This window comes from Ensifer sp. ZNC0028, assembly GCF_000799055.1.
Lineage (GTDB): Bacteria > Pseudomonadota > Alphaproteobacteria > Rhizobiales > Rhizobiaceae > Ensifer.
In genome coordinates this window covers 41094-61149 of sequence record NZ_JTLA01000028.1, presented here as the reverse complement: position 1 = coordinate 61149, position 20056 = coordinate 41094, and the positions used below count along the sequence as shown (strand labels likewise).

General features: G+C 62.4%; 23 protein-coding genes and 1 tRNA gene. 16 read left to right on the top strand and 8 right to left on the bottom strand.

The features are described 5' to 3' along the window. The first annotated feature begins 239 nt into the window (after positions 1-239). The 8 genes from murA to yacG all read left to right on the top strand — a co-directional run bounded on the left by murA (position 240) and on the right by yacG (position 5862). A complete protein-coding gene (gene murA / locus L981_RS06630; RefSeq protein ID WP_043613121.1) occupies positions 240-1532 on the top strand; it encodes a UDP-N-acetylglucosamine 1-carboxyvinyltransferase in 1293 nt (430 codons plus the stop codon). Positions 1533-1638: 106 nt separating this feature from the next. Continuing rightward, a complete protein-coding gene (locus L981_RS06625) occupies positions 1639-2079 on the top strand; it encodes a DUF2948 family protein (protein ID WP_043613197.1) in 441 nt (146 codons plus the stop codon). 54 nt (positions 2080-2133) lie between these two features. Next, positions 2134-3438, top strand: a complete 1305-nt coding sequence (gene hisD, locus L981_RS06620; RefSeq protein ID WP_043613119.1) for a histidinol dehydrogenase — start codon at positions 2134-2136, stop codon at positions 3436-3438. After that, positions 3435-3911 (top strand): UPF0262 family protein, encoded by a 477-nt coding sequence (locus tag L981_RS06615; RefSeq protein ID WP_043613116.1) that lies wholly within the window; start codon positions 3435-3437, stop codon positions 3909-3911. Before hisD ends, L981_RS06615 begins: the two co-directional genes overlap by 4 nt. 14 nt (positions 3912-3925) lie before the next feature. After that, the gene (locus L981_RS06610) at positions 3926-4393 is read left to right on the top strand and encodes a low molecular weight phosphatase family protein (protein ID WP_043613113.1); all 468 of its coding nucleotides are present in this window, start codon (positions 3926-3928) and stop codon (positions 4391-4393) included. Between the two features lie 269 nt (positions 4394-4662). After that, positions 4663-4881, top strand: a complete 219-nt coding sequence (infA, locus tag L981_RS06605) for a translation initiation factor IF-1 (RefSeq protein WP_004435948.1) — start codon at positions 4663-4665, stop codon at positions 4879-4881. Positions 4882-5024: 143 nt separating this feature from the next. Next, positions 5025-5645: a Maf-like protein gene (locus L981_RS06600; RefSeq protein ID WP_034797002.1), complete on the top strand. Its 621-nt coding sequence runs from the start codon at positions 5025-5027 to the stop codon at positions 5643-5645. Positions 5646-5649: 4 nt separating this feature from the next. Next, entirely contained in the window at positions 5650-5862 is a 213-nt protein-coding gene (yacG, locus tag L981_RS06595) for a DNA gyrase inhibitor YacG (protein WP_043613109.1), read from the top strand. An 8-nt stretch (positions 5863-5870) separates the two neighbouring features. On the opposite strand, the gene L981_RS34410 is transcribed toward yacG, so the two are convergent. Next, complete coding sequence (locus L981_RS34410) at positions 5871-6059, bottom strand: hypothetical protein (protein ID WP_156133996.1); 189 nt, start codon at positions 6057-6059, stop codon at positions 5871-5873. A 144-nt stretch (positions 6060-6203) separates the two neighbouring features. Here L981_RS34410 and L981_RS06590 point away from each other — a divergent pair. Further along, positions 6204-6279: transfer RNA gene (locus L981_RS06590), tRNA-Phe, on the top strand. 74 nt (positions 6280-6353) lie between these two features. Here the strand turns inward: L981_RS06590 and L981_RS06585 are convergent. Then, positions 6354-7253: a LysR family transcriptional regulator gene (locus L981_RS06585; RefSeq protein ID WP_034796999.1), complete on the bottom strand. Its 900-nt coding sequence runs from the start codon at positions 7251-7253 to the stop codon at positions 6354-6356. A 98-nt stretch (positions 7254-7351) separates the two neighbouring features. On the opposite strand from L981_RS06585, the gene L981_RS06580 reads away from it, so the two are divergent. The 7 genes from L981_RS06580 (at position 7352) to L981_RS06550 (ending at position 15153) form a co-directional block, all read left to right on the top strand. Further along, positions 7352-8422: a 4-oxalomesaconate tautomerase gene (locus L981_RS06580; protein WP_043613106.1), complete on the top strand. Its 1071-nt coding sequence runs from the start codon at positions 7352-7354 to the stop codon at positions 8420-8422. Between the two features lie 54 nt (positions 8423-8476). Continuing rightward, positions 8477-9457, top strand: coding sequence for a tripartite tricarboxylate transporter substrate binding protein (locus tag L981_RS06575; RefSeq protein WP_245281596.1), 981 nt, complete (start codon positions 8477-8479; stop codon positions 9455-9457). Between the two features lies 1 nt (position 9458). Further along, a complete protein-coding gene (locus L981_RS06570) occupies positions 9459-9980 on the top strand; it encodes a tripartite tricarboxylate transporter TctB family protein (RefSeq protein ID WP_082005919.1) in 522 nt (173 codons plus the stop codon). Position 9981: 1 nt separating this feature from the next. After that, positions 9982-11487 carry a tripartite tricarboxylate transporter permease gene (locus L981_RS06565; RefSeq protein ID WP_043613103.1) on the top strand — a complete coding sequence of 502 codons (1506 nt, stop codon included), beginning with the start codon at positions 9982-9984 and terminating at the stop codon, positions 11485-11487. A gap of 196 nt (positions 11488-11683) precedes the next feature. Further along, positions 11684-12730 carry an acyltransferase gene (locus tag L981_RS06560; RefSeq protein ID WP_043613102.1) on the top strand — a complete coding sequence of 349 codons (1047 nt, stop codon included), beginning with the start codon at positions 11684-11686 and terminating at the stop codon, positions 12728-12730. Positions 12731-12909: 179 nt separating this feature from the next. Next, the gene (locus L981_RS06555) at positions 12910-14673 is read left to right on the top strand and encodes a flagellin (RefSeq protein WP_043613100.1); all 1764 of its coding nucleotides are present in this window, start codon (positions 12910-12912) and stop codon (positions 14671-14673) included. Positions 14674-14931: 258 nt separating this feature from the next. Beyond that, positions 14932-15153 (top strand): hypothetical protein, encoded by a 222-nt coding sequence (locus L981_RS06550; RefSeq protein ID WP_034796981.1) that lies wholly within the window; start codon positions 14932-14934, stop codon positions 15151-15153. Positions 15154-15258: 105 nt separating this feature from the next. On the opposite strand, the gene L981_RS06545 is transcribed toward L981_RS06550, so the two are convergent. The 6 genes from L981_RS06545 to rhaI all read right to left on the bottom strand — a co-directional run bounded on the left by L981_RS06545 (position 15259) and on the right by rhaI (position 20052). Beyond that, on the bottom strand, positions 15259-16506 hold the full coding sequence (locus L981_RS06545) for a glycosyltransferase family 2 protein (RefSeq protein WP_043613191.1): 1248 nt from the start codon (positions 16504-16506) through the stop codon (positions 15259-15261). A 463-nt stretch (positions 16507-16969) separates the two neighbouring features. Next, positions 16970-17356 carry a DUF930 domain-containing protein gene (locus L981_RS06535; protein WP_043613096.1) on the bottom strand — a complete coding sequence of 129 codons (387 nt, stop codon included), beginning with the start codon at positions 17354-17356 and terminating at the stop codon, positions 16970-16972. A 119-nt stretch (positions 17357-17475) separates the two neighbouring features. Next, on the bottom strand, positions 17476-17937 hold the full coding sequence (locus L981_RS06530; RefSeq protein ID WP_043613094.1) for a YbaK/EbsC family protein: 462 nt from the start codon (positions 17935-17937) through the stop codon (positions 17476-17478). Positions 17938-18025: 88 nt separating this feature from the next. Next, positions 18026-18214 (bottom strand): hypothetical protein, encoded by a 189-nt coding sequence (locus tag L981_RS06525; protein WP_034796970.1) that lies wholly within the window; start codon positions 18212-18214, stop codon positions 18026-18028. 128 nt (positions 18215-18342) lie between these two features. Beyond that, complete coding sequence (locus tag L981_RS06520; protein WP_034796969.1) at positions 18343-18597, bottom strand: GlsB/YeaQ/YmgE family stress response membrane protein; 255 nt, start codon at positions 18595-18597, stop codon at positions 18343-18345. 159 nt (positions 18598-18756) lie between these two features. Further along, positions 18757-20052: an L-rhamnose catabolism isomerase gene (gene rhaI, locus L981_RS06515; protein ID WP_043613092.1), complete on the bottom strand. Its 1296-nt coding sequence runs from the start codon at positions 20050-20052 to the stop codon at positions 18757-18759. Positions 20053-20056 lie beyond the last annotated feature (4 nt).

Sequence of the window (20056 nt, the reverse complement as noted above, 5' to 3'; positions counted from 1 at the left end):
CGCTTCGTTTTCAATTTGCCGGCGGCATGGCCATCGGCCGTTCGAATGCACAGGTCCGTAAATCGGGACCGATCGCGGGGGAAAGCTGTGCAACGACCTAAATATTACAGCGCCAGGCGTCTGAACGGATGCGCGGCGTTCAAGGTACTTCTAATTTCGCGGCGTCTCCACTAAAGAGGCGCCTTCAGACAACATCGGATTATTTTGGAAAGGCGGGCCAAGCCCGTTCGAGAGGCCTCATGGATCGCATCAGGATTGTAGGCGGCAACAAGCTCAATGGCGTCATCCCGATTTCGGGCGCCAAGAATGCGGCCCTGCCGCTGATGATTGCGTCGCTTCTGACCGACGACACGCTGACGCTCGAAAACGTGCCGCACCTGGCCGACGTCGAGCAGCTGATCCGCATCCTCGGCAATCATGGCGCGGACATCTCCGTCAACGGCCGCCGCGAGCGCCAGGGCGAGAGCTACGCCCGCACCATCCACTTCACCTGCCGCAACATCGTCGATACGACCGCCCCTTACGAGCTGGTCTCGAAGATGCGCGCGAGCTTCTGGGTCATCGGCCCGCTGCTCGCCCGTGAAGGCAAGGCGCGAGTTTCGCTGCCGGGCGGCTGCGCCATCGGCACGCGTCCGGTCGATCTTTTCATCGAGGGCCTCAAGGCGCTTTCCGCCGACATCGAGATCGATGGCGGCTACGTCAACGCGACGGCGCCCGCCGGCGGCCTGATCGGTGCGCGTTACACCTTCCCGAAAGTGTCGGTCGGCGCCACCCACGTTCTGATGATGGCAGCGACCCTTGCCAACGGCACCACGGTGCTCGGCAACGCCGCGCGCGAGCCTGAAGTCGTCGACCTTGCCAACTGCCTCAACGCCATGGGCGCCAAGATCACCGGCCAGGGCACGCCGACGATCACAATTGAAGGCGTACGTTCGCTTTCCGGCGCGCGCCACCGCGTCTTGCCGGATCGCATCGAGACCGGCACCTATGCCATGGCCGTTGCCATGACCGGCGGCGACGTCATCCTCGAAGACACCGACATGGCCCTGCTCGACACGGCTCTCGAAGCGATCCGCCGCGCTGGCGCCGAGATCACCGAGACCAACAGCGGCATCCGCATCGTGCGCAATGGCGCCGGCATCAAGCCGGTGGATATCGTCACCGATCCCTTCCCGGGCTTCCCGACTGACCTGCAGGCGCAGTTCATGGGCCTGATGACGATGGCGAAGGGCACCTCGCACATCACCGAGACGATCTTCGAGAACCGATTCATGCATGTGCAGGAGCTCGCTCGCCTCGGCGCGAAGATCTCGCTCTCGGGCCAGACGGCCAAGATCGAGGGTGTCAGCCGCCTGAAGGGTGCGCCTGTTATGGCGACCGACCTTCGCGCCTCTGTCTCGCTCGTCATCGCCGGCCTTGCCGCCGAAGGCGAAACCATGGTCTCGCGCGTCTACCACCTCGACCGCGGCTTCGAACGGCTCGAAGAGAAGCTCACCCGTTGCGGCGCGCACGTGGAGCGCGTCAGCGACTGATTTCTTCGGTTGCGCCTGATACCGTTGCGGTTTCAGGCGCAACATCCTATGTCCATTTCAATTGTGGCACGGCAAGATGTGCGGCGAAACGAAAGGAATGGATGGCATGACCGGATTGAAGCTGCTGGCGCTCGACGAGGAGGATCTCGCTGTCGTCTCCGCCCACGTCCAGGATGCCGTGTTCAAGGTTTCGGGCCTGGAATACGACGCGCGCCGCAAGCAGTTTTCGCTCATCGTCAACCGCTTCGTCTGGGAAACGGCCGATGGCAAGCGCCGCTCCTTCGAGCGCCGGCGGGCGCTTCTCCTCTTCAAGCGGGTGAATGCGGTCCGCTCCGTCGGCTTCGACCGGCGTGATGGCGAAGCGGTGCTCGATCTGCTGACGCTGAAGTTCACGGTGGAGGGCGAGGGGCCGGAAGGCACGCTGGAGCTGGTTCTGGCTGGTGACGCCTCGATCGCGCTTGACGTCGAATGCATCGAAACGCAGCTTGCGGATACCGGCGGGGCGTGGGAAACCGCTTTCAAGCCCAAGCACCCCGAAGGCGCTTGACGCTGATCGATCCGCCCACATTGGCATGTGACACTGGCATACGAGGACGTCCCTTTGGCAATCAGGCTCAATTTTCTCGACGGTGACTTCGAACAAAAGTTCGCGTCATTCCTGACGACCAAGCGTGAGGTGTCCGAGGACGTCAATGCGGTGGTCAAGGCGATCATCGACGACGTACGGCTGCACGGCGATGCGGCGCTTGCCGAATACTCCAAGCGTTTCGATGGCGTCGATTTCCAGACGACGCCGATGGCGGTCAGCGCCGCCGAGATCGATGCGGCGATCCAGGCGGTCGAGCCGGAGGTTCTCGGCGCGCTCAAGGTCGCCGCCACCCGCATCGAAGCGCACCACGCGCGCCAGCGTCCGAAGGACGATATCTACGAAGACGCCATGGGCGTCGGCCTTGGCTCGCGCTGGACGGCGGTGGATGCCGTCGGCCTCTACGTGCCGGGGGGTACGGCGAGCTATCCGAGTTCGGTGCTGATGAATGCGCTGCCCGCGAAAGTGGCGGGCGTTCCCCGCATCGTCATGGTGGTGCCGGCAATGGGCGGTGCGATCAATCCGGCAGTATTGGCCGCGGCACGGCTCGCCGGCGTCGAGGAAATCTATCGCATCGGCGGCGCGCAGGCCGTAGCCGCCCTTGCCTATGGCACCGAGACGATTGCGCCGGTCGCCAAGATCGTCGGCCCGGGCAATGCCTATGTGGCCGCGGCCAAGCGCCAGGTTTTCGGCACGGTCGGTATCGACATGATCGCCGGCCCCTCCGAAGTGCTGGTCATTGCCGACAAGCACAACGACCCGGACTGGATCGCCGCTGATTTGCTCGCCCAGGCCGAGCACGATGTCGGCGCCCAGTCGATCCTGATCACCGACGATGCGGAATTCGGCCAGGCGGTCGAGAACGCGGTCGAGCGGCAATTGAAGACGCTGCCGCGCGCCGAAACGGCGTCGGCAAGCTGGCGCGATTTCGGCGCCGTCATCCTCGTGCCCGATCTTGCAGAGGCCGTACCGCTGGCAAACCGGATCGCTGCCGAACATTTGGAGCTGGCACTTGCCGACCCCGAGCCGATGGTCGCCAAGATCCGCAATGCCGGCGCGATTTTCGTTGGCCGCCATACGCCCGAGGTCATCGGCGACTATGTCGGCGGCTCCAACCACGTGCTGCCGACCGCCCGCTCGGCGCGCTTCTCCTCCGGCCTCGGCGTGCTCGATTATATGAAGCGCACATCGATCCTGCGGCTTGACGCCGAACAGTTGCGGATCCTCGGGCCGGCGGCGATCGTGCTTGCCAAATCCGAGGGCCTTGAGGCCCATGCGCGCTCCGTCGCCATTCGCCTCAATCTCGGTGATGCTGGATGAAGGCGGACCGCAACCAGCGTCTCTGCGATGTCGTTCTGGACGAGACCATCGGCCGCTCGACCCCGGACGTGGAGCATGAGCGCGCGGTTGCGATCTTCGACCTGCTCGAAGAAAACCTGTTCGAGCCCGCCGGCCATCCCGGCGGCCCCTACAAGCTCAATCTCTCTCTTGTCGATGCGAAGCTGGTTTTCGCGATCTCGACCGAGAAAGGCGACGGTGTCGCCACCCACATCCTGTCGTTGACCCCGTTCCGCCGGATCGTGAAGGACTACTTCATGATCTGCGAGAGCTATTACGAAGCGATCCGCTCGGCGACGCCGAGCCAGATCGAGGCGATCGACATGGGGCGTCGTGGCATCCACAACGAAGGTTCGCAGACGCTGATGGATCGCCTCTCCGGCAAGATCCGGCTGGATTTCGACACCGCCCGCCGCCTGTTCACGCTCGTCTGCGTGCTCTACTGGCGCGGGTGAGGGCGGCAACCGGCATGGCGGGAACCGAGGCTCAGCGCTTGAAAATGCCCCGCTCGGTCCTCTTCATGTGCGGCATGAACGCCATCCGCTCGCCGATGGCCGAGGCGCTTGCCAAGGCGGCGCTGCCGGCCGGAACCTATGTCGCCTCGGCAGGTGTGCGGCATGGGGAACGCGATCCCTTCGTCGACGTGGTCATGGCCGAAGTGGGCCTGAGCCTCGGTCGCCATCAGCCGCATACGCTGGACGAACTGGAGGACGATTACTTCGACCTCATCGTCACGCTGGCGCCGGAAGCCCATCACAAGGCGCTTGAATTGACGCGGTCCATGGCCGTCGACGTGGTCTATTGGCCGACGCCGGATCCGACGGTGGCCGCTGGCACGCGCGAGCAGATCGTCGATGCCTATCGCGCTGTGCGCGATCACCTGTCGACGCTGATCAATCATCGGTTGGTCGGCTCGAAGAAGGCGGAAGACGTCTGAGGCTTTGCCGAAAATCCGCGGGCGGTTCCAGCCCAAGACGTTTCCATGCCCGCTTAAATCCCGATCGATTTAAGACTAGAGACATGGAGCGGTACGAAGTGCTATAGCGGCTTCGCGCTTCTGATCCGACGCGCGGCACAGTAGCCCGTCACAAAAGCGCAAAAGCCGGTCTTAGATGGTTCACAAATCCTCGTCGATTGTGTAGTTTCCGGCGAATTTTTCGGGATACCTGACGGTTCCCTAAACAAAGATAGAAAGAACAGTCCTACATGGCGAAAGAAGAAGTCCTTGAATTTCCGGGCGTGGTCACCGAATTGCTTCCGAATGCGACCTTCCGCGTGAAGCTCGAAAACGAGCATGAGATCATCGCTCACACGGCTGGCCGCATGCGCAAGAACCGCATCCGCGTGCTTGCCGGCGACAAGGTTCTCGTTGAAATGACCCCGTACGACCTTACCAAGGGCCGTATCACCTACCGCTTCAAGTAAGCCGCTCCGGCTCTTAGCAATTCCTGGAGCATTTCCGCTTCTTCTTCGAATCGCGAAAACGCTCTAACCTTTGGTTGGATTGCAATTCCGTAAACCGCCTATCGCATTTTGCTGGAATTGCTCTGGAGTGACGGCTCGTTCCGATGACAGTGGCCAAGAAACTGATACTTGCGTCCGGTTCGCCGCGTCGCGTCGAGCTTCTGGCGCAGGCCGGCATCGAGCCCGCGCGCCTGATGCCGATGGATCTCGATGAGACGCCGAAGCGTGCCGAACATCCGCGTTCGCTCGCACGGCGCCTGTCGGCCGAAAAGGCACGGGCGGCGCTTGCTGCGGTCAAGGGCGAGGCCGGCTGGGACGGAAGCTACATCCTGGCGGCCGATACGGTCGTCTGTGTTGGCCGCCGCATCCTGCCGAAGCCGGAACTTGTCAGCGAGGCCTCGAGCGCGCTGCATCTTCTTTCCGGCCGCAGCCATCGCGTCTATACCGGCGTCTGCCTGATCACTCCGGACAAGACCGTGCGCCAGAAGGTCGTCGACACCAAGGTGCGCTTCAAGCGTCTGTCCGGCTTCGATATCGAGAGCTACCTTGCGTCGGGCCAATGGCGCGGCAAGGCGGGCGGCTACGGCATCCAGGGCATCGCCGGCAGCTTCGTCGTCAAGCTCGTCGGCTCCTACAGCAACGTCGTCGGCCTGCCGCTCTACGAAACCGTCAGCCTGCTTGTCGGCGAAGGCTACGACGTGCACAATCGTTGGCTGGAAGGCTGAACGAGTGACCGACGAAACGAAGAAAAGCGGTTCGAACGTCGCGCCCCTGCGCGCGCCGCGCCCGTGCCCGGAATGTGGCCGGCCGTCGCACCGCGAACACTACCCCTTCTGCTCCGACCGCTGCCGCAACGTTGACCTCAACCGCTGGCTCTCCGGCTCCTACGCTATTCCGGTCGCCGACGACGAGGCGAAGGCCGACGACGGCGACGACCGCTAGGCGTGCCGCTACGGCCGGACCCGCCAGTCCGGCTTTTCCTTCCATATATCCTCTTTGCCGCGAACGACGCCGCGAAGATCCTCGCGCGCCACCAAGTGCGCGCGATCATCTTTTTCGGCTTCCGACGGCCACTTTCCACGAAAAATGGACGAGGGAGAGGATGCGATCTCTCTGAAACTCCTCGCTTTTTCGGTCATTCGATTGTCCACAGGATTTCGGTCAAAAAACTTTCATTTGGCGCTGGACACCGCCGAACAAGATGCTATAACCCCGCTCGTTCCCGGGGCACACACAGGCGCCCCGATGGTTCCGAAAGGAGCCAATGCCCGAAACGGCAGGATGCCCGGATAGCTCAGTTGGTAGAGCAGCGGATTGAAAATCCGCGTGTCGGTGGTTCAAATCCGCCTCCGGGCACCATTTTTTTCTCCAAGATCTTGGTCCTTTAAAGCGCGTTTCGCGCTAGCGTGCGTTCGCCTTGCGACTGCGCCTCCTCAATACGTCGTCCACTCCTGCACCAGCATCTCGCGAAAGCGGATGGCGGCCGGTGATAGTCTGCCGCCGCGGCGTTCGACGAGGCCGATGGTGCGGCTGACGGTGGGAGCGGTCAGTGGGACTGTGGCGATGACCGGGTGTTCGACCTGGGGTGTCGCCAGCCGCGGCATCACCGAGATGCCGAGGCCCGCCTCGACGAGGCCGAGCGAGGTCGAGAGGTGGTTGACCTCATAGAACCAGTTGAGCTGCACCTGCGCCGTTGTCAGCGCCCGGTCGAGCACGGCGCGGTTGCCACTGGTCTTGCTGACGCCGATCAGCGGGTGGCCGGTGAGGTCCGCCCAGGTCAGTTGTTTCGACGTCGCAAGCGGATGGTCGCGGCGGCAGGCGAGCACGAAGGGGTCGTCGACGAGCGGCGTGAAGCTGAGATCGGGGCGCGCAGCACCTGTTATGTTGATGCCGAATTCCACCTCGCCGTTGGCGACCGCATCGAGCCCTTCATTGGCCGAGAGATCGAGGATGCGGAAGCGGATGCCTGGAAATTTCTCGTTGAAGGACTGCACAACCCTGGGAAGAAAATAGAAGGCCGCGGTCGGGACCGAGGCGATTGTGACCTGGGCGCGGTGTCGCCCGCCGAGATCGCTGATCGAGAGGATCGATTCCTCGAATTCGTCCACCAGTCGCCGCACCAGCGGCAGAAGCTCGCGCCCGACCTGCGTCGGCGCCACGTGCCGGGTCGTGCGTTCGATCAGCTGCGCGCCGACGGAGGCTTCAAAACCCTTGATCCGCCGTGAAAGCGCAGGTTGTGAAAGATTGAGCTGGCGGGCAGCTTCGTTGAACGAGCCGAGGTCGAGGACGGCGAGAAAAGCCTTGAGGTCGAGGAATTCGAAATTATTGCGCATATCGGAATAATTACGTCATTCTTTGCATTTCACAACAGATTTGATCCGTGAGATCCCTCCGATCAGCCGGTTGCGGCCGGTGCGGAGGAGCATGCGGAATGGATGACTTGATCAGGATACCCTGCGTGATGATGCGCGGCGGAACGTCGAAGGGACCGTTTTTTCTGTCTCGCGATCTTCCGGCTGATCCGGTCGAGCGTGACCGCCTGCTGCTTGAAATCATGGGGTCGGGCCACCCGCTGCAGATCGATGGCATCGGTGGCGGCAACTCGCTGACGAGCAAGGTCGCGATCGTCGGCCCGTCGAGCCGTCCGGAAGCCGATGTCGATTATCTCTTTGCCCAGGTAAAAGTGCTGGAGCGCAGCGTCGATACGGCGCCGAACTGCGGCAACATGCTCTCGGCCGTCGGTCCCTTCGCCATCGAGGCCGGCCTGGTGTTGCCGACCGGCGACGAAACGGTCATCAAGGTGCACAACGTCAACACCGGCAAGATCATCGACGCCCGCATCCAGACGCCCGGCGGCGCGATCGCCTATCAGGGCGAGGCCGCCATCGACGGCGTCCCGGGCAAGGCGGCGCCTGTCTATCTGGCTTTTCGCGACGCGATCGGCGCCAAGACCGGCCGGCTCTTGCCGAGCGGTAAGGCCACCGATGTCATTCTCGGCCTCGAAGTGACCCTGCTGGATGGCGCGACGCCGGTGGTGATCATCACCGCTGGGGATATGGGCTACACCGGCTCGGAGCCGGCTGCGGTTTTCGACGCCGATGCGGATTTCATGGCCCGGCTCGAACAAATCCGGCGGGAGGCCGGAAGGCTGATGGGGATGGGGGACGTCAGCCAGTCGGTTCTGCCGAAGCCGGTGCTGATCGGCGCGTCCGCAAACGGCGGCGATCTGGCCGTGCGCTATTTCACGCCCGCCAATTGCCACACGGCGCTTGCAACGACCGGCGCGGTGAGCCTCGGCCTGGCGGCAACGATCCCGACGAGCCTGGTGGGGCAGCGGTTTCCGGAACTCTCGCTGCCGGCGACGATCGCCTTCGAGCACCCGACCGGCGAGCTCCGGGTGAGGGTCGAGAAGGCCATGGGGGACAACAGCCCGACGGTGTCTGTCATGCGCACCACACGTCGGCTGTTTGAAGGTGCGGCTCTTGTTCGCAAAGACGCTTAGGGTCTTGCCGAGCAACGTGTCGCGAATGCATTAACGAACTGGGAGGAGAACAAAATGCCCATGAAATTTACCCGTCGCGTCGCCCTTGCCCTGTGCGGGGTTGCCATGACCATGTCGGTCGCAGCCCCTGTGATGGCGCAGGATGCCTATCCGTCCAAGCCGATCACGCTGGTGGTTTCCTATGCCGCCGGCGGCGGCACGGATGCCATCGCCCGCGTCTTTGCCGCGCGGCTTGAAAAGGCGCTCGGCGGTCGCGTCATCGTCGAAAACCGCCCAGGTGCTGCCGCCAACCTCGGCACTGAAGTTGCTGCTGCGGCTGATCCCGACGGCTACACCCTGCTGATCGGCAATCAGGGCCCGATGGTCGTCAACCCGCATATCTTTAAGCTGAAGGCCGATCCGGGCACCGACCTCGATCCGATCGCGATGATCGCCGATGCGTCCCTCGTCGTCGTCGTCGGACCGTCGCTCAAGGTCAACACGCTCGGCGAGCTCGTCGAGGCGGCCAAGTCCGGAGAGCTGGTCTATGGTTCGGCCGGCAACGCCTCGGCCAGCCATCTCGGCGCCCTGCTGCTCGGCCAGACCGCCGGCATCAAGGTCAGGCACGTTCCCTACAAGGGTGCTGGCCCGGCGGTGAATGACCTCGTCGGCGGCCATATCGACTTCATGGTCACCACCATTCCCTCGGCGATCGGGCTGATCGAGAGCGGCACGCTGAAGGCGCTTGCCGTCACCGGCGACAAGCGCTTTGCGAGCCTGCCGGATGTGCCGACCGCCATCGAAGCCGGCGTTCCGGGTTACACTGCATCGGCCTGGTACGGCCTCGTCGGGCCGAAGGGCATGCCGGCAGACGTGAAGTCGAAGCTCGAAGCGGCGACGACCGAGACGCTCAGCGATGCGGACGTGCTCGACAAGCTGAAGAATGACGGTGCCGTGCCGTCCTCCATGGGCCCCCAGGCCTTTGCCGAGTTCATGGCCAAGGAGCGCGCGCGCTGGGGCGACGTGGTGAAAGCCGCCGACATCAAGGTCGAGTAAGATGCAGGCCACGTCCACGAACACTGAAACCGAGCCCTCTGCGGGAGGGCTCGGCCGGGAGAGGCTTGCCGGCATCGTGCTGGTCGGCCTTGGCGGGCTTGGCCTCTGGGCCGGCTCGGATTTGCCCTTCATGACCTCGGAAGGCGTCGGCTCGGGGCTGATGCCGCGGGTGCTGTCCGTCGTCATCCTGGGGCTCGGGCTCCTGCAACTGGTGCTGAGCCGAAAGGATCCGGGGCCGTCGACCGGCCGCTGGGCGATCCGCGAGACGATCCCCGTCATCCTCGGCGTCGTTCTTTTTGCCGTTACGGTGCGTGGCTATCATCTCGGTCCGGTTACCATTCCCGGTCTCGGCCTGTCGATCGCCTGTCCGCTGGCGGTCGTCGCTTCCGGCCTTGCCGCGCGCGATGCGCGCCTCGGCGAACTTCTCGTCTTTGCCGCCGTGCTAACAGCCTTCTGCATCGGCCTCTTTCGCTATGCGCTCGGGCTTTCGGTTCCCGTCGCGCCCTGGCTTCTAGGATACTGAGATGCTGGACGTCTTTATCAACCTCGGCCTCGGCATGACCGTGGCGTTCACCCTGCAGAACATCGCGCTCTGCTTCATCGGCTGTCTCATCGGCACGCTGGTCGGCGTGTTGCCGGGCGTCGGCCCGGTCGCCACCATCGCGATCCTTCTGCCGGTCACCCTCTCGCTCGATCCGACCGGCTCGCTGATCATGCTCGCCGGCATCTATTACGGCGCCCAGTATGGCGGCTCGACCACGGCCATCCTCGTCAACATTCCCGGTGAAGCGACAGCGGTCGTCACCGCCATCGACGGCCACAAGATGGCGCAGAAGGGCCAGGCGGGGCTTGCGCTCGGTCTGGCGGCGATCGGTTCGTTCTTTGCCGGCACGGTTGCCACCATCGTGATTGCCGCCCTCGGCGTTCCGATGACGCGCATGGGCCTACTCTTCGGTCCGACCGAGTATTTCTCGCTGATGATCATGGGTCTCGTCTTCGCCGTCGTGTTGGCGCATGGCTCGCTTCTGAAGGCGGTGTCGATGATCCTCGTCGGCGTGCTGCTCTCCTGCGTCGGCGCCGACATGGAGACGGGCCGCGAGCGCATGACCTTCGGCCTTGAAATGCTCCAGGACGGCATCGAATTCGTCGTGCTGGCCATGGGCATCTTCGGCTTTGGCGAGATCTTCAAGAACCTTGCCGATCCGGAATCCCGCGATGTCGTGCGCAGCCGCATCGGCCGCCTGTGGCCGACGCTGAAGGAGCTGAAGGAAAACTTCCCGCCGATCCTGCGCGGCACCTTTCTTGGCTCGGTCCTTGGCGTCCTGCCGGGCAACGGCGCGATCCTCGGCCCCTTTGCCAGCTACGCCGTGGAAAAGCGCATGTCGAAGCGGCCGCAGGACTTCGGCCATGGCGCACCGGCGGCTGTCGCCGGCCCGGAAAGCGCCAACAATGCCGGCGCGCAGACCTCCTTCATCCCGCTTCTCACCCTCGGACTGCCGCCAAACGCGGTGATGGCGCTGATGGTCGGCGCGATGATGATCCAGGGCATCGTGCCCGGACCCCAGGTGATCGAGCGCAATCCGGAACTGTTCTGGGGGCTCATCGCCTCGATGTGGATCGGCAACCTCATGCTGGTCATCATCAACCTGCCGCTGATAGGGCTCTGGGTGAAGCTGCTGCGCGTTCCCTATCGCCTGCTGTTTCCGGCGATCGTCTGCTTCTGCTGCATCGGCCTCTATTCGATCGCCAACGATGCCGCCCAGGTGATGATGGCCGCCCTGTTCGGGATCATCGGCTACGCCCTCTACAAGCTCGAATTCGAGCCTGCGCCGTTGGCGCTCGGCTTCGTGCTCGGCCGTTTGCTCGAGGAGAAGCTGCGCCAGTCACTGATCATCTCCGGCGGCAGCCCGCTGACGTTCCTGCAATCGCCACTGTCGGCCATTCTGCTTGCGATCGCCGTCATGGCGCTCGTGGTCGCCATCTCGCCGTCGATGCGGCGAAACCGCGACGAGGTCTTCAAGGAAGCCTAAGGCTGCTTTGAACCTTGATAAAGGCCACGGGCGTGCCGCGCCCGTGGCTTTCTTGTTTTCGGGTCGGCGGAAGAGGTATCGTCTCTGGTCGATCAAGAACATCGCTCCTCTTCACAAGTGCGCGGAAGCGGCGTAATCTCCAAGGATATTCTTAAGTAGAAATAATTTAAGTATTATATCCTGCGGGGACAAAGGAATGGCTGCGACGGGAGCGCGCGGCGACAGGCGGGAGCAAATTGACGGGCTTCGCGTGATCGCCATGACGGGGGTATTGTACGTTCATTACTGGAACGAGCATCCCACGCTTGAATCGGTTCGAGTTTCACTCTTCTTCATCATCAGCGGCTTTTTGATTGGGGTGATCCTGCTGTCGGCAAAAGACACCCAGGCGACGATCAACGTCACCAACTTCTACATTCGCCGATCGCTCCGCCTGCTTCCGGCCCTGTTCCTGATGCTGTTCGTGGCGGCGTTGTTCAACATGGATGGCATACGCAACAGCCTGGTGTGGCACACGTTTCAAATGTCGAGCCTGTATTTCGCCATCACCCAGGACTGGGAGCCCTGGGTTGCCGCGCATCTCTGGAGCCTCAACATCGTCGAGCAGTTCTACCTGACCGCTCCGCTGATCATCATCTTCCTGAGCCGGCGGCATATATTCGTGGCCTATGTCCTCATCTTTACGATGTCGGTGATCGCCCGGACCTACAGCGACGAGCTCGGGCTTCTCGCCTGGTCAAACATCGTTCTTGCCTTCGACCCCGTGGCGGCCGGGGCCATCCTCGCGCTGGTCAAGGACAATGTCGACGTGCGGGCGGTGCTGACGAGCAAGCTCAACAACCTCGTATCGGTCGCCATCATCGCGTCGCCGCTCTTCGTCGGTATCAAGTTCGGCCACTCGGAAACCTACAAGTTGCTTTGCATCTACGCGCTGTCGTCGATCGTTCTGAGTTCCTACATCGGATACAAGGGCGTGTCGGCCTATCTGCTTGCAAACCCTGTCACGCGCTTCCTCAGCCGGGTCAGCTACGCCACCTATGTGTACCATATGGCGCTCTGGTGGCTGGTCGCGGAGCAGTGGCCAGCGCTCTACAAGGCAGGGCCGATGACATTCCTCGTCATGAGCACCATCACCGTGATCGTCGCGACGATTTCCTGGCATCTGGTGGAAAAGCACTTCGACGCCCTGAAAGCCCTGTTCCCGGTAACCCAGCCGGTGCCGCTGGCGGCCGAGCGTGCCTGACCCCGGCTATGGGCCGGGCCGGGGCAGGGCCGCAATTTTTGCCAACGACCGGAAGCGCCGACGCAATATTTGCACGTCGAGGCGGGTTTCTTAAGTCCGCGTTAACCACGTATTTGGTTGTATCGCCACAATCACAGCGGCCCATGAAGGGCATTTTTCAATTTTAAGATGTCACTAATATGGTCAGCATTCTCACGAACGCTGGGGCGATTTCTGCGCTCCAGACTCTGCGTACGATCAATTCCGGCATGGCCGAAGTACGCGGGCAACTGAACTCCGGCCTCAGAATTCAGACGGCGGCGGACAACGCCGCCTATTGGTCGATTTCGACAACCATGCGCTCGGACGCCAAGGCCGTGTCCGCGGTTCAGGACGCGCTCGGGCTCGGAGCGGCCAAGGTCGAGACGGCCTATGCGGCGATGGATGCCGTTACCGGTATTCTCAGCGAGTTCAAGGCCAGGCTGGTGACGGCGAGGGAGCCCGGCGTCGACAAGGGCAAGCTTCAAAAGGAGCTCGACCAGCTCAAGCAGCAGATCCTGAGCATCGTGGATTCGGCGAGCTTCAGCGGGCAGAACTGGCTGAGAACCAGCGTCTCCGACATCTATGACAGCGACCTGAATCGCACCTCCGTCGCCTCCTCGTTTTCGCGAGACGCCCGCAACGGCGTGTCGCTGAACACGGCCGACTTTTTCCTGCGGGACTCCTCGCTGTTCAACAGCACCGGCGGCGGCATCCTGCAGGCCGATACGCGGGATCTGAGGACCATCGGCGGGATCCGTTTCATAACGTCGGTCGACGTCGACGGCTATACGACCAACAGCAACTACAACAATCGGATCGGCCAGGCCGGCGAATTCGTGTTCCAGTTCACGGGGCCGCTCAGCTTTTCGAATGCCGGCGACAAGATCACCTTTGATGTCATCGTCGACAAGGACAGCGGCTCCCAGGGCCTGTCGCCGCCGCTACACCCCGGAAAGACAACGCCGGTCACCGTCGACCGCGCGACCGTCGATACGGTGCTCGGTGCAGCCGCCAATGGCGTAATATCCGACTACACGCAGTATGCAGCGGTGCTCGACCATGCGGTCAAGCAGGCCGGGACCGGCGCCACGGTCAAGACCTACAGATACCCCTACGAGCCTTACGCCCCCATCATCAACCAGATCGGCTTTATGACACAGCAGAATTCCGCCCTCGACGGCTCCTATGTCGAGGTCGCCAACCTGGTCGTCAACACGTCGAGCGGCGGCGGAGCGGGTCTCGTCGAAAACTCGGACTTCGGCGAGCGCGGATCGGAAATGACGCTGACCTTCGAGCAGTTCGAGGTCTACAAGGACGTCGTCGTGTCCTTCAATTTTTCGGTGAACGGCGAGGCGCCCAGCACCCATTCCTTCGACCGCAACCAGGTGAACGCGCTGCTGGGCAAGGATACCGGCAAGATCGAGACGGTGGACGAGATGGTGACGGTGCTTCAGTCGCTCATCACCCGGCCCAACACCATCATTCAGAACAATGGCTCAGGCGGCATCCTGATAAAGTCCGATCCGGCCTTCGATCGGAAATCCGGTGCCGGGACCGGTATCGGCTTCACAAATATCGAGGTGAACATCGAGCCGATCGCCCGCAGAAACTTCCTTGACGTCGATATCGCGGCGAACCCGCAATCGGTCGATTCCTATCTCCAATACATCGAGGTCGTCCTGCAGCGGACCATCGATGGCGCCGCAGCACTCGGCTCGCTGCTGTCGCGCATCGATATGCAGACAACCTTCGCACAGACGCTGATCGCGACGATCGACAAGGGTGTCGGTCGGCTGGTGGATGCCGACATGAATGAAACGTCGACAAGGCTGAAGGCCCTGCAGTCGCAGGAGCAGCTCGGCATCCAAGCTTTGCAGATAGCCAATTCCGACGCTCAGAACATTCTGCAGCTTTTCCGCTGAGACAAAACGCAGCGGTCGATCTGGAGGGTTTGATTCAGGGACGGGAGAAATCCGTCCGCCGTGCGGACCTGCCTTCGACTGACCCCGAAGCTTAACCCAGCCAAGATTCCCCGGCTGTCACCTGCGTTACAGGCGTGTCGCAGCTTCTGCCTATTCTGGCGCCCGGGAGGACCTGAGCGGCGCAGTTCGTCGCCGCACAATTTAGGCCACGAAATCCGGGAAAAAACGGGGGCGTGGCCGGGTCAACGAGGATCAGACATGCGTAAACTTGCGACACTCTCTCTGGCAGCTTTGGTGACTGCGACGGTCGCCGTGGGCGGCGTCGCTCCGGCATTTGCCGGCGGAAGCTACTACAAGGGCGTATCGACAACGCCCATCAACGAAGGCCACAAGAGCGAGAAGTACAATCCTGAGGCCAAGGTTGTGAACCGCCCACCGCCGCGCAACGGCGCCTACTACAAGGGCATCATGCGCAAGTAGTGCGGTATCCCTGGGGCGTGCGTGGCCAAGCGGCCTCTTGCCCGTCGCGCTTCCCGGTATAACCTGCGAAAAGAAACGAGGGCGCCAGCGGCGCCCTTTTGTATTTTAAAGCAGAACGTGGTTGAGGATGTCGCTTTCGCTGACCACCAGGTTCGGCAGGTGCCCCTTGCGAAGATAGTGCTTGCGGTCGCTGTCAACAGTGACGAAGACGGCCGTGCGGGCAATTTCCTCCGGCGTGAGTTCCGTCGTGCCGGGAACGACGGCGAGATGGGAGCGCAGGCCAAGATCGCGCAACAGCTCTTCGATCGCTCCATAGTCGTCGACGCCGTGAAGCACCAGACGATCGATCTCGGCCACCGCGTTCGTATGCCACATCACCGTCTGCAGGGCGACCATGAGTGGCAGAACGCCCTTTGACCGCTGCAGTTCGGGATGGTGTTCGAAGCCGCCGAGCATCAGACGGGTATAAAGCTCATAGGCTCGGATGTAGTCCTTCTTCGCGAGCCACATGCGCAGCGCAACCGTCATGCGCAGCATGGTGAAATCCCGCACCTGCGCATCGAGATAGGCCCGACGCTCGGGCGTCAGCCGCACGGCGCCGCGCTTGGCGCCGGAATAGAGGAAATATTCAAGGCCGCCGCGGTAGCTGTCCCAGGCGGTGAGCACGTCGGCATGGCCGGCCTGCGGCCGGTCGCGGGCAATCTTCGAGCGGGTGACCTGTCGATAGAACGGCTTTCTCAGGAAGGCGACGGCGCCCTGCTCCAGGAAATGGGCGAGATAGGCGAAGGCCCAATAGGCGAAGTTCCTGGGTACCCAGGCCGATCGAAGCGCCGACGCCCGGTAGATGCCGATTTCCGGAAACACGTGTCGTTCGCAGAGAAAGTCGAACACCTCCTCGAATGCGCGCTTCTTGAACTTCGTGTCCTTGTCGACGATGTAGAACGGCGGATCGTCGCGCTCTTCGACTTCGTCATGCGTGTACCAGGGAGCGTAGCAGGCGGTGACCTCCGGATTGAGATCCAGGTAGCGGATTGCCTCGCGCATGCCGTCGTTGATCAGAATGTCGTCGTCGGCAAGGTAGAGCACATATTCGCCGGTCGCGCGGCTGAAGGCGCTGACGACGTTTGCGCCGGAACCGTAGTTTTCCGCCTGCCTGAGATAACGAATCGGCAAGCCCTTGGCGATGAAGCGCTCGGCCACGTCGCGCGTATCGTCCGTCGACGCGTTGTCGGAGATGATGATCTCGTACTTGTAGGAGAATTGGTAAAGGTCGACGAAATAGGCGAGCGCCTTTTCGAGAAACGCCGCGCGATTGTAGGTTGGAATGCAAATGCTCAGCTTAACCTGGCTCACGCGCCTCTCCATGGTGCTCATTTCGCGCGATTTCTCGTCGCTCGGACGCTGCCCGTTGCCCGCATTGCCAGCCCTGGGGCTGCCGCAAGACGCGGGGAAACCGCGCATGCAGGGAACTTCCCCTGCCCATTCGTTATTCCGCGTCGATCTTGTGTGAGCCTTATCTTGGATAGGGGATGCGCGACCGCTCTCGGCATCACTCGAATTAACGCTTTGTTAACCATGCGGGCGCACTCTCGGATCAGGCTCACGCCGCTCCTTGTCCGACGGATCTACGCGGCGGACGGGATACGCCGTCGCGGTCGTTCCGATGGTGCCGAGGTAAGGGTGTACGATATGGCAGAGCACATGATGAAAATGCTGATGAGCATCATGGCGGCGTTGTCGTTCGGCTCGCTGCTCTTTCTCGTGGCCATCCTTTAGGGTTGGCCACCTTTAACGCCGCGGCGTCCTTCGACGTCCGTCAGGGGTAGAGGTAGAATTCGTCCCAGCTCTCGTGCGGCACCAACTCGCCGATCTTGTATTCGAAAGACAGGACATCCAGGTGCTCGGCGTCGGTGCGGCACTTGAACTTCAGCTTGTACCATTCCCCCTTGCTGCGGAACACGGCGCCCGGCGCCTTCATCTTGTCTTCCTTCACGACCGGTTCGGCGAAGGTATAGGCAATCACCTTGTCCGGTTTGAAGCTCGACTTGTCGGCGTTGATGCGCTCCATCGCTTCGGTGTCGCAGCGCTGCTCCAGGCGGGTCTGGGGGTCGAGCTTTTCGAACTGGCGTACCAGGGACTGATCCATCGCCAGCGCCGGGGAAAACGTGGCGGCGAAGACGAGCGGGTACGCGAGTAGCTTCATGCTTGACGGACTCCTGGCAACGGAAGGACGGACCCAGCAAATCACTGCCGGGACGCGCCAGCGGTTTCAGTTAAGCTTTGTGGCCATTCCAAGGCAGGCCGCGTATCCGAAACGGCAAACTACGTTTCGGATACGTCGATCCACTCGGCGCCGGTCAGTTCGGCGATGCGGGTTGGGCTGATGTGCACAGCCGCGTTGGTGGCGCCGGCGGCCGGCACGACGATGTCGTAGGCCTTGAGCGACATGTCGCAATAGATGCTGTGCGGCTTGGCAAGACCGAAGGGGCAGACGCCGCCGACCGGATGGCCGGTTTCGGCCTCCACCTCGTCGAAGCCGAGCATGCGCGCCTTTGTGCCGAAGCGGGCTTTGTATTTCTTGTTGTCGAGGCGGGCGTCGCCGCGCGTGACGATCAGGATCACGTCGTCTCCGACGCGAAGCGCCAGCGTCTTGGCAATTTGCGCCGGCTCGACACCATGGCCCTCGGCCGCAAGCGCGACCGTTGCGGTGCTTTGCTGAAGCTCGATGACGTCGATGTCGGGGGCATGCTCTGAAAAGAAGTCTTTGACGGAGGTCAGGCTCATGGCGAACAGTTCACGTAATTAAAAGGCAATGGCGGTCGGCTGCGGCACGAAGAGCGCTATGGTTCTTCGTGCCGGGCGTGCAAATCTCTCAGTCGTCGTTGGAGGCGTCAAGGTCTTCCGGACGCAGACCTTCCTGTTGCGGTGGCAGGTAGCCATGATTGGTGAACCAGTTTTCGAGGATCGCGATGATCGCCTGATCCCGTGTCTGCATTCCCGGGTGATCGGCAATGAACGACTTCAGCGCCGTTTCGATCTTGTCGGTGTAAAGCGCGTTCATGCTCGCCTCCGTCTGGCTAAGTGCGATGTCCCGTCCGGCAGATCACAGTGCTACAGCGCCCTTCGCGCGTCCAGATGGAACGGCGCGGGGATGTCCCGGGCGCGAAGGGTACTGCCGTCGGCGATGGGTCAGGCTTGTTTGACGATGCGGATCAGCACCAGAAGGATGACGGCGCCGATCGTCGCGTGCAGGATCGCCGAGAGGATGCCGGTTCCGAGACTGATGCCGATCGCCGGGAAGAGGAAACCGGCGATGAAGGCGCCGATGATGCCGACGACCATATTGCCGATGAGGCCGAAACCGCCGCCCTTGACGATGAGCCCGGCGAGCCAGCCGGCGACCGCGCCGACGATCAGGAAGACGAGAATGCTTTCAATGCCCATGAACGGGTCCCTTTCCGTTTGGATCTCCAAGGGAAAGATAGATCAGGAATTGAAATCAGATAGGGGGCAATTTCATCGCGCAGCGATTTTTTGAGCGGTCGAGCGCAGGATGAGCGGAACCGGGCCTCAAATGGCAGCCCGGTGCCGCTTGGTTCAGGGTTAGACGATACCGCCCCCGCCGCCGGCAACGGCCGGGCGCTCAGCCGCGACTTTCGCGCGGTATCCGCCTCTGCGGTAGGTCGCAACAGGTGCGATTGCGCCGCCACTGTCGAGCCGCGCCATCGCGAGGATCGGCTCGACATCGGTGCGGAAGGCTACCTTCAGCGTCTCGCTCGCCATCAGCGCATCGTTGTCGTCCTGGTAGCCTGCGAGCGCCGGGCGGTCGACGATCAGCGCCTGGGCATAGGCGCGGCAAACCTCGGTGGCGCTCGTCATCAGGCTTTCGATCGGGTCGGTGACGTTGTGGCTCTGGTCGAGCATGTGCGCCGGCTGGAACCCTTTGGCCTTGCGGGTCTCCGCATCGACGAGTTCGTTGAAGACGAGGAACAGCCGGTAGGGATCGATCGAGCCGGTGTCGAGATCGTCGTCACCGTACTTCGAATCGTTGAAGTGGAAGCCGCCGAGCTTGCCGAACTGGATGAGGCGGGCGACGATCATCTCGATGTTGACGTTCGGCGCATGGTGGCCAAGGTCGACCAGGCAGAAGGCCTTGGGTCCGAGTTCCTGGGCGATCAGGTAGTTGCTGCCCCAGTCCTGGACGACCGTCGAGTAGAAGGCCGGCTCGAACATCTTGTGCTCGGTGTAGACGCGCCAATCCTCCGGCAGCGCCGCATAGACCGCTTTCATCGCATCGAGATAACGCTCGAAAGCGCGGGTGAAGTTGCTCTGGCCGGGGAAGTTGGAGCCGTCGCCAACCCAGACCGTCAGCGCCTTGGAGCCGAGCTGCCGGCCGATCTCGATGCATTCGAGATTGTGCTCCACCGCTTGGGCGCGCGTGGCGGCGTCGGCATGCGACAGCGAGCCGAATTTGTAGGAATGTTCCTGGCCCGGCGCATCGGAGAAGGTGTTGGAATTCATTGCATCGAAGCTGAGGCCGAGCGACGTGCCCTTTTCTCTCAGTTCGGAAATGTCGTTCACCTTGTCCCAGGGGATATGCAGCGAAACGGTCGGCGTTGCCCGCGTCAATTGCTGGATGACGGCGCAATCCTCGAGCTTGTCGAAGATGTTGCGCGGCTCGCCCTTGCCGGGGAAGCGGGCAAAGCGCGTGCCGCCGGTGCCGACACCCCAGGAGGGAACGGCAACGCCGTAGGCGGCGACCTTGCGCTTGATCTCGTCGATCGCGATGCCGCGCCGGCCGAGCCTCTCGCCGAGGCTCTCATAATCCCGGCGAAGTGCGCTGAGCCGGCTTTCGTTCTCGGCCTCGACCGTCGCCTGGCTGATCATGGTGGTCGTCATGAAA

Coding starts and splice junctions, on each gene's coding strand:
- infA (WP_004435948.1), top strand. CDS start 4,663: ATGGCGAAAGAAGAAGTCCTTGAATTTCCGGGCGTGGTCACCGAATTG.
- L981_RS06625 (WP_043613197.1), top strand. CDS start 1,639: ATGACCGGATTGAAGCTGCTGGCGCTCGACGAGGAGGATCTCGCTGTC.
- L981_RS06570 (WP_082005919.1), top strand. CDS start 9,459: ATGCAGGCCACGTCCACGAACACTGAAACCGAGCCCTCTGCGGGAGGG.
- L981_RS06550 (WP_034796981.1), top strand. CDS start 14,932: ATGCGTAAACTTGCGACACTCTCTCTGGCAGCTTTGGTGACTGCGACG.
- L981_RS06585 (WP_034796999.1), bottom strand. CDS start 7,253: ATGCGCAATAATTTCGAATTCCTCGACCTCAAGGCTTTTCTCGCCGTC.
- L981_RS06535 (WP_043613096.1), bottom strand. CDS start 17,356: ATGAAGCTACTCGCGTACCCGCTCGTCTTCGCCGCCACGTTTTCCCCG.
- L981_RS06520 (WP_034796969.1), bottom strand. CDS start 18,597: ATGGGCATTGAAAGCATTCTCGTCTTCCTGATCGTCGGCGCGGTCGCC.
- L981_RS06580 (WP_043613106.1), top strand. CDS start 7,352: ATGGATGACTTGATCAGGATACCCTGCGTGATGATGCGCGGCGGAACG.
- L981_RS06615 (WP_043613116.1), top strand. CDS start 3,435: ATGAAGGCGGACCGCAACCAGCGTCTCTGCGATGTCGTTCTGGACGAG.
- L981_RS06560 (WP_043613102.1), top strand. CDS start 11,684: ATGGCTGCGACGGGAGCGCGCGGCGACAGGCGGGAGCAAATTGACGGG.
- murA (WP_043613121.1), top strand. CDS start 240: ATGGATCGCATCAGGATTGTAGGCGGCAACAAGCTCAATGGCGTCATC.
- rhaI (WP_043613092.1), bottom strand. CDS start 20,052: ATGACGACCACCATGATCAGCCAGGCGACGGTCGAGGCCGAGAACGAA.
- L981_RS06555 (WP_043613100.1), top strand. CDS start 12,910: ATGGTCAGCATTCTCACGAACGCTGGGGCGATTTCTGCGCTCCAGACT.
- L981_RS06530 (WP_043613094.1), bottom strand. CDS start 17,937: ATGAGCCTGACCTCCGTCAAAGACTTCTTTTCAGAGCATGCCCCCGAC.
- L981_RS06610 (WP_043613113.1), top strand. CDS start 3,926: ATGGCGGGAACCGAGGCTCAGCGCTTGAAAATGCCCCGCTCGGTCCTC.
- L981_RS06525 (WP_034796970.1), bottom strand. CDS start 18,214: ATGAACGCGCTTTACACCGACAAGATCGAAACGGCGCTGAAGTCGTTC.
- L981_RS06565 (WP_043613103.1), top strand. CDS start 9,982: ATGCTGGACGTCTTTATCAACCTCGGCCTCGGCATGACCGTGGCGTTC.
- L981_RS06575 (WP_245281596.1), top strand. CDS start 8,477: ATGCCCATGAAATTTACCCGTCGCGTCGCCCTTGCCCTGTGCGGGGTT.
- L981_RS06600 (WP_034797002.1), top strand. CDS start 5,025: ATGACAGTGGCCAAGAAACTGATACTTGCGTCCGGTTCGCCGCGTCGC.
- L981_RS34410 (WP_156133996.1), bottom strand. CDS start 6,059: ATGACCGAAAAAGCGAGGAGTTTCAGAGAGATCGCATCCTCTCCCTCG.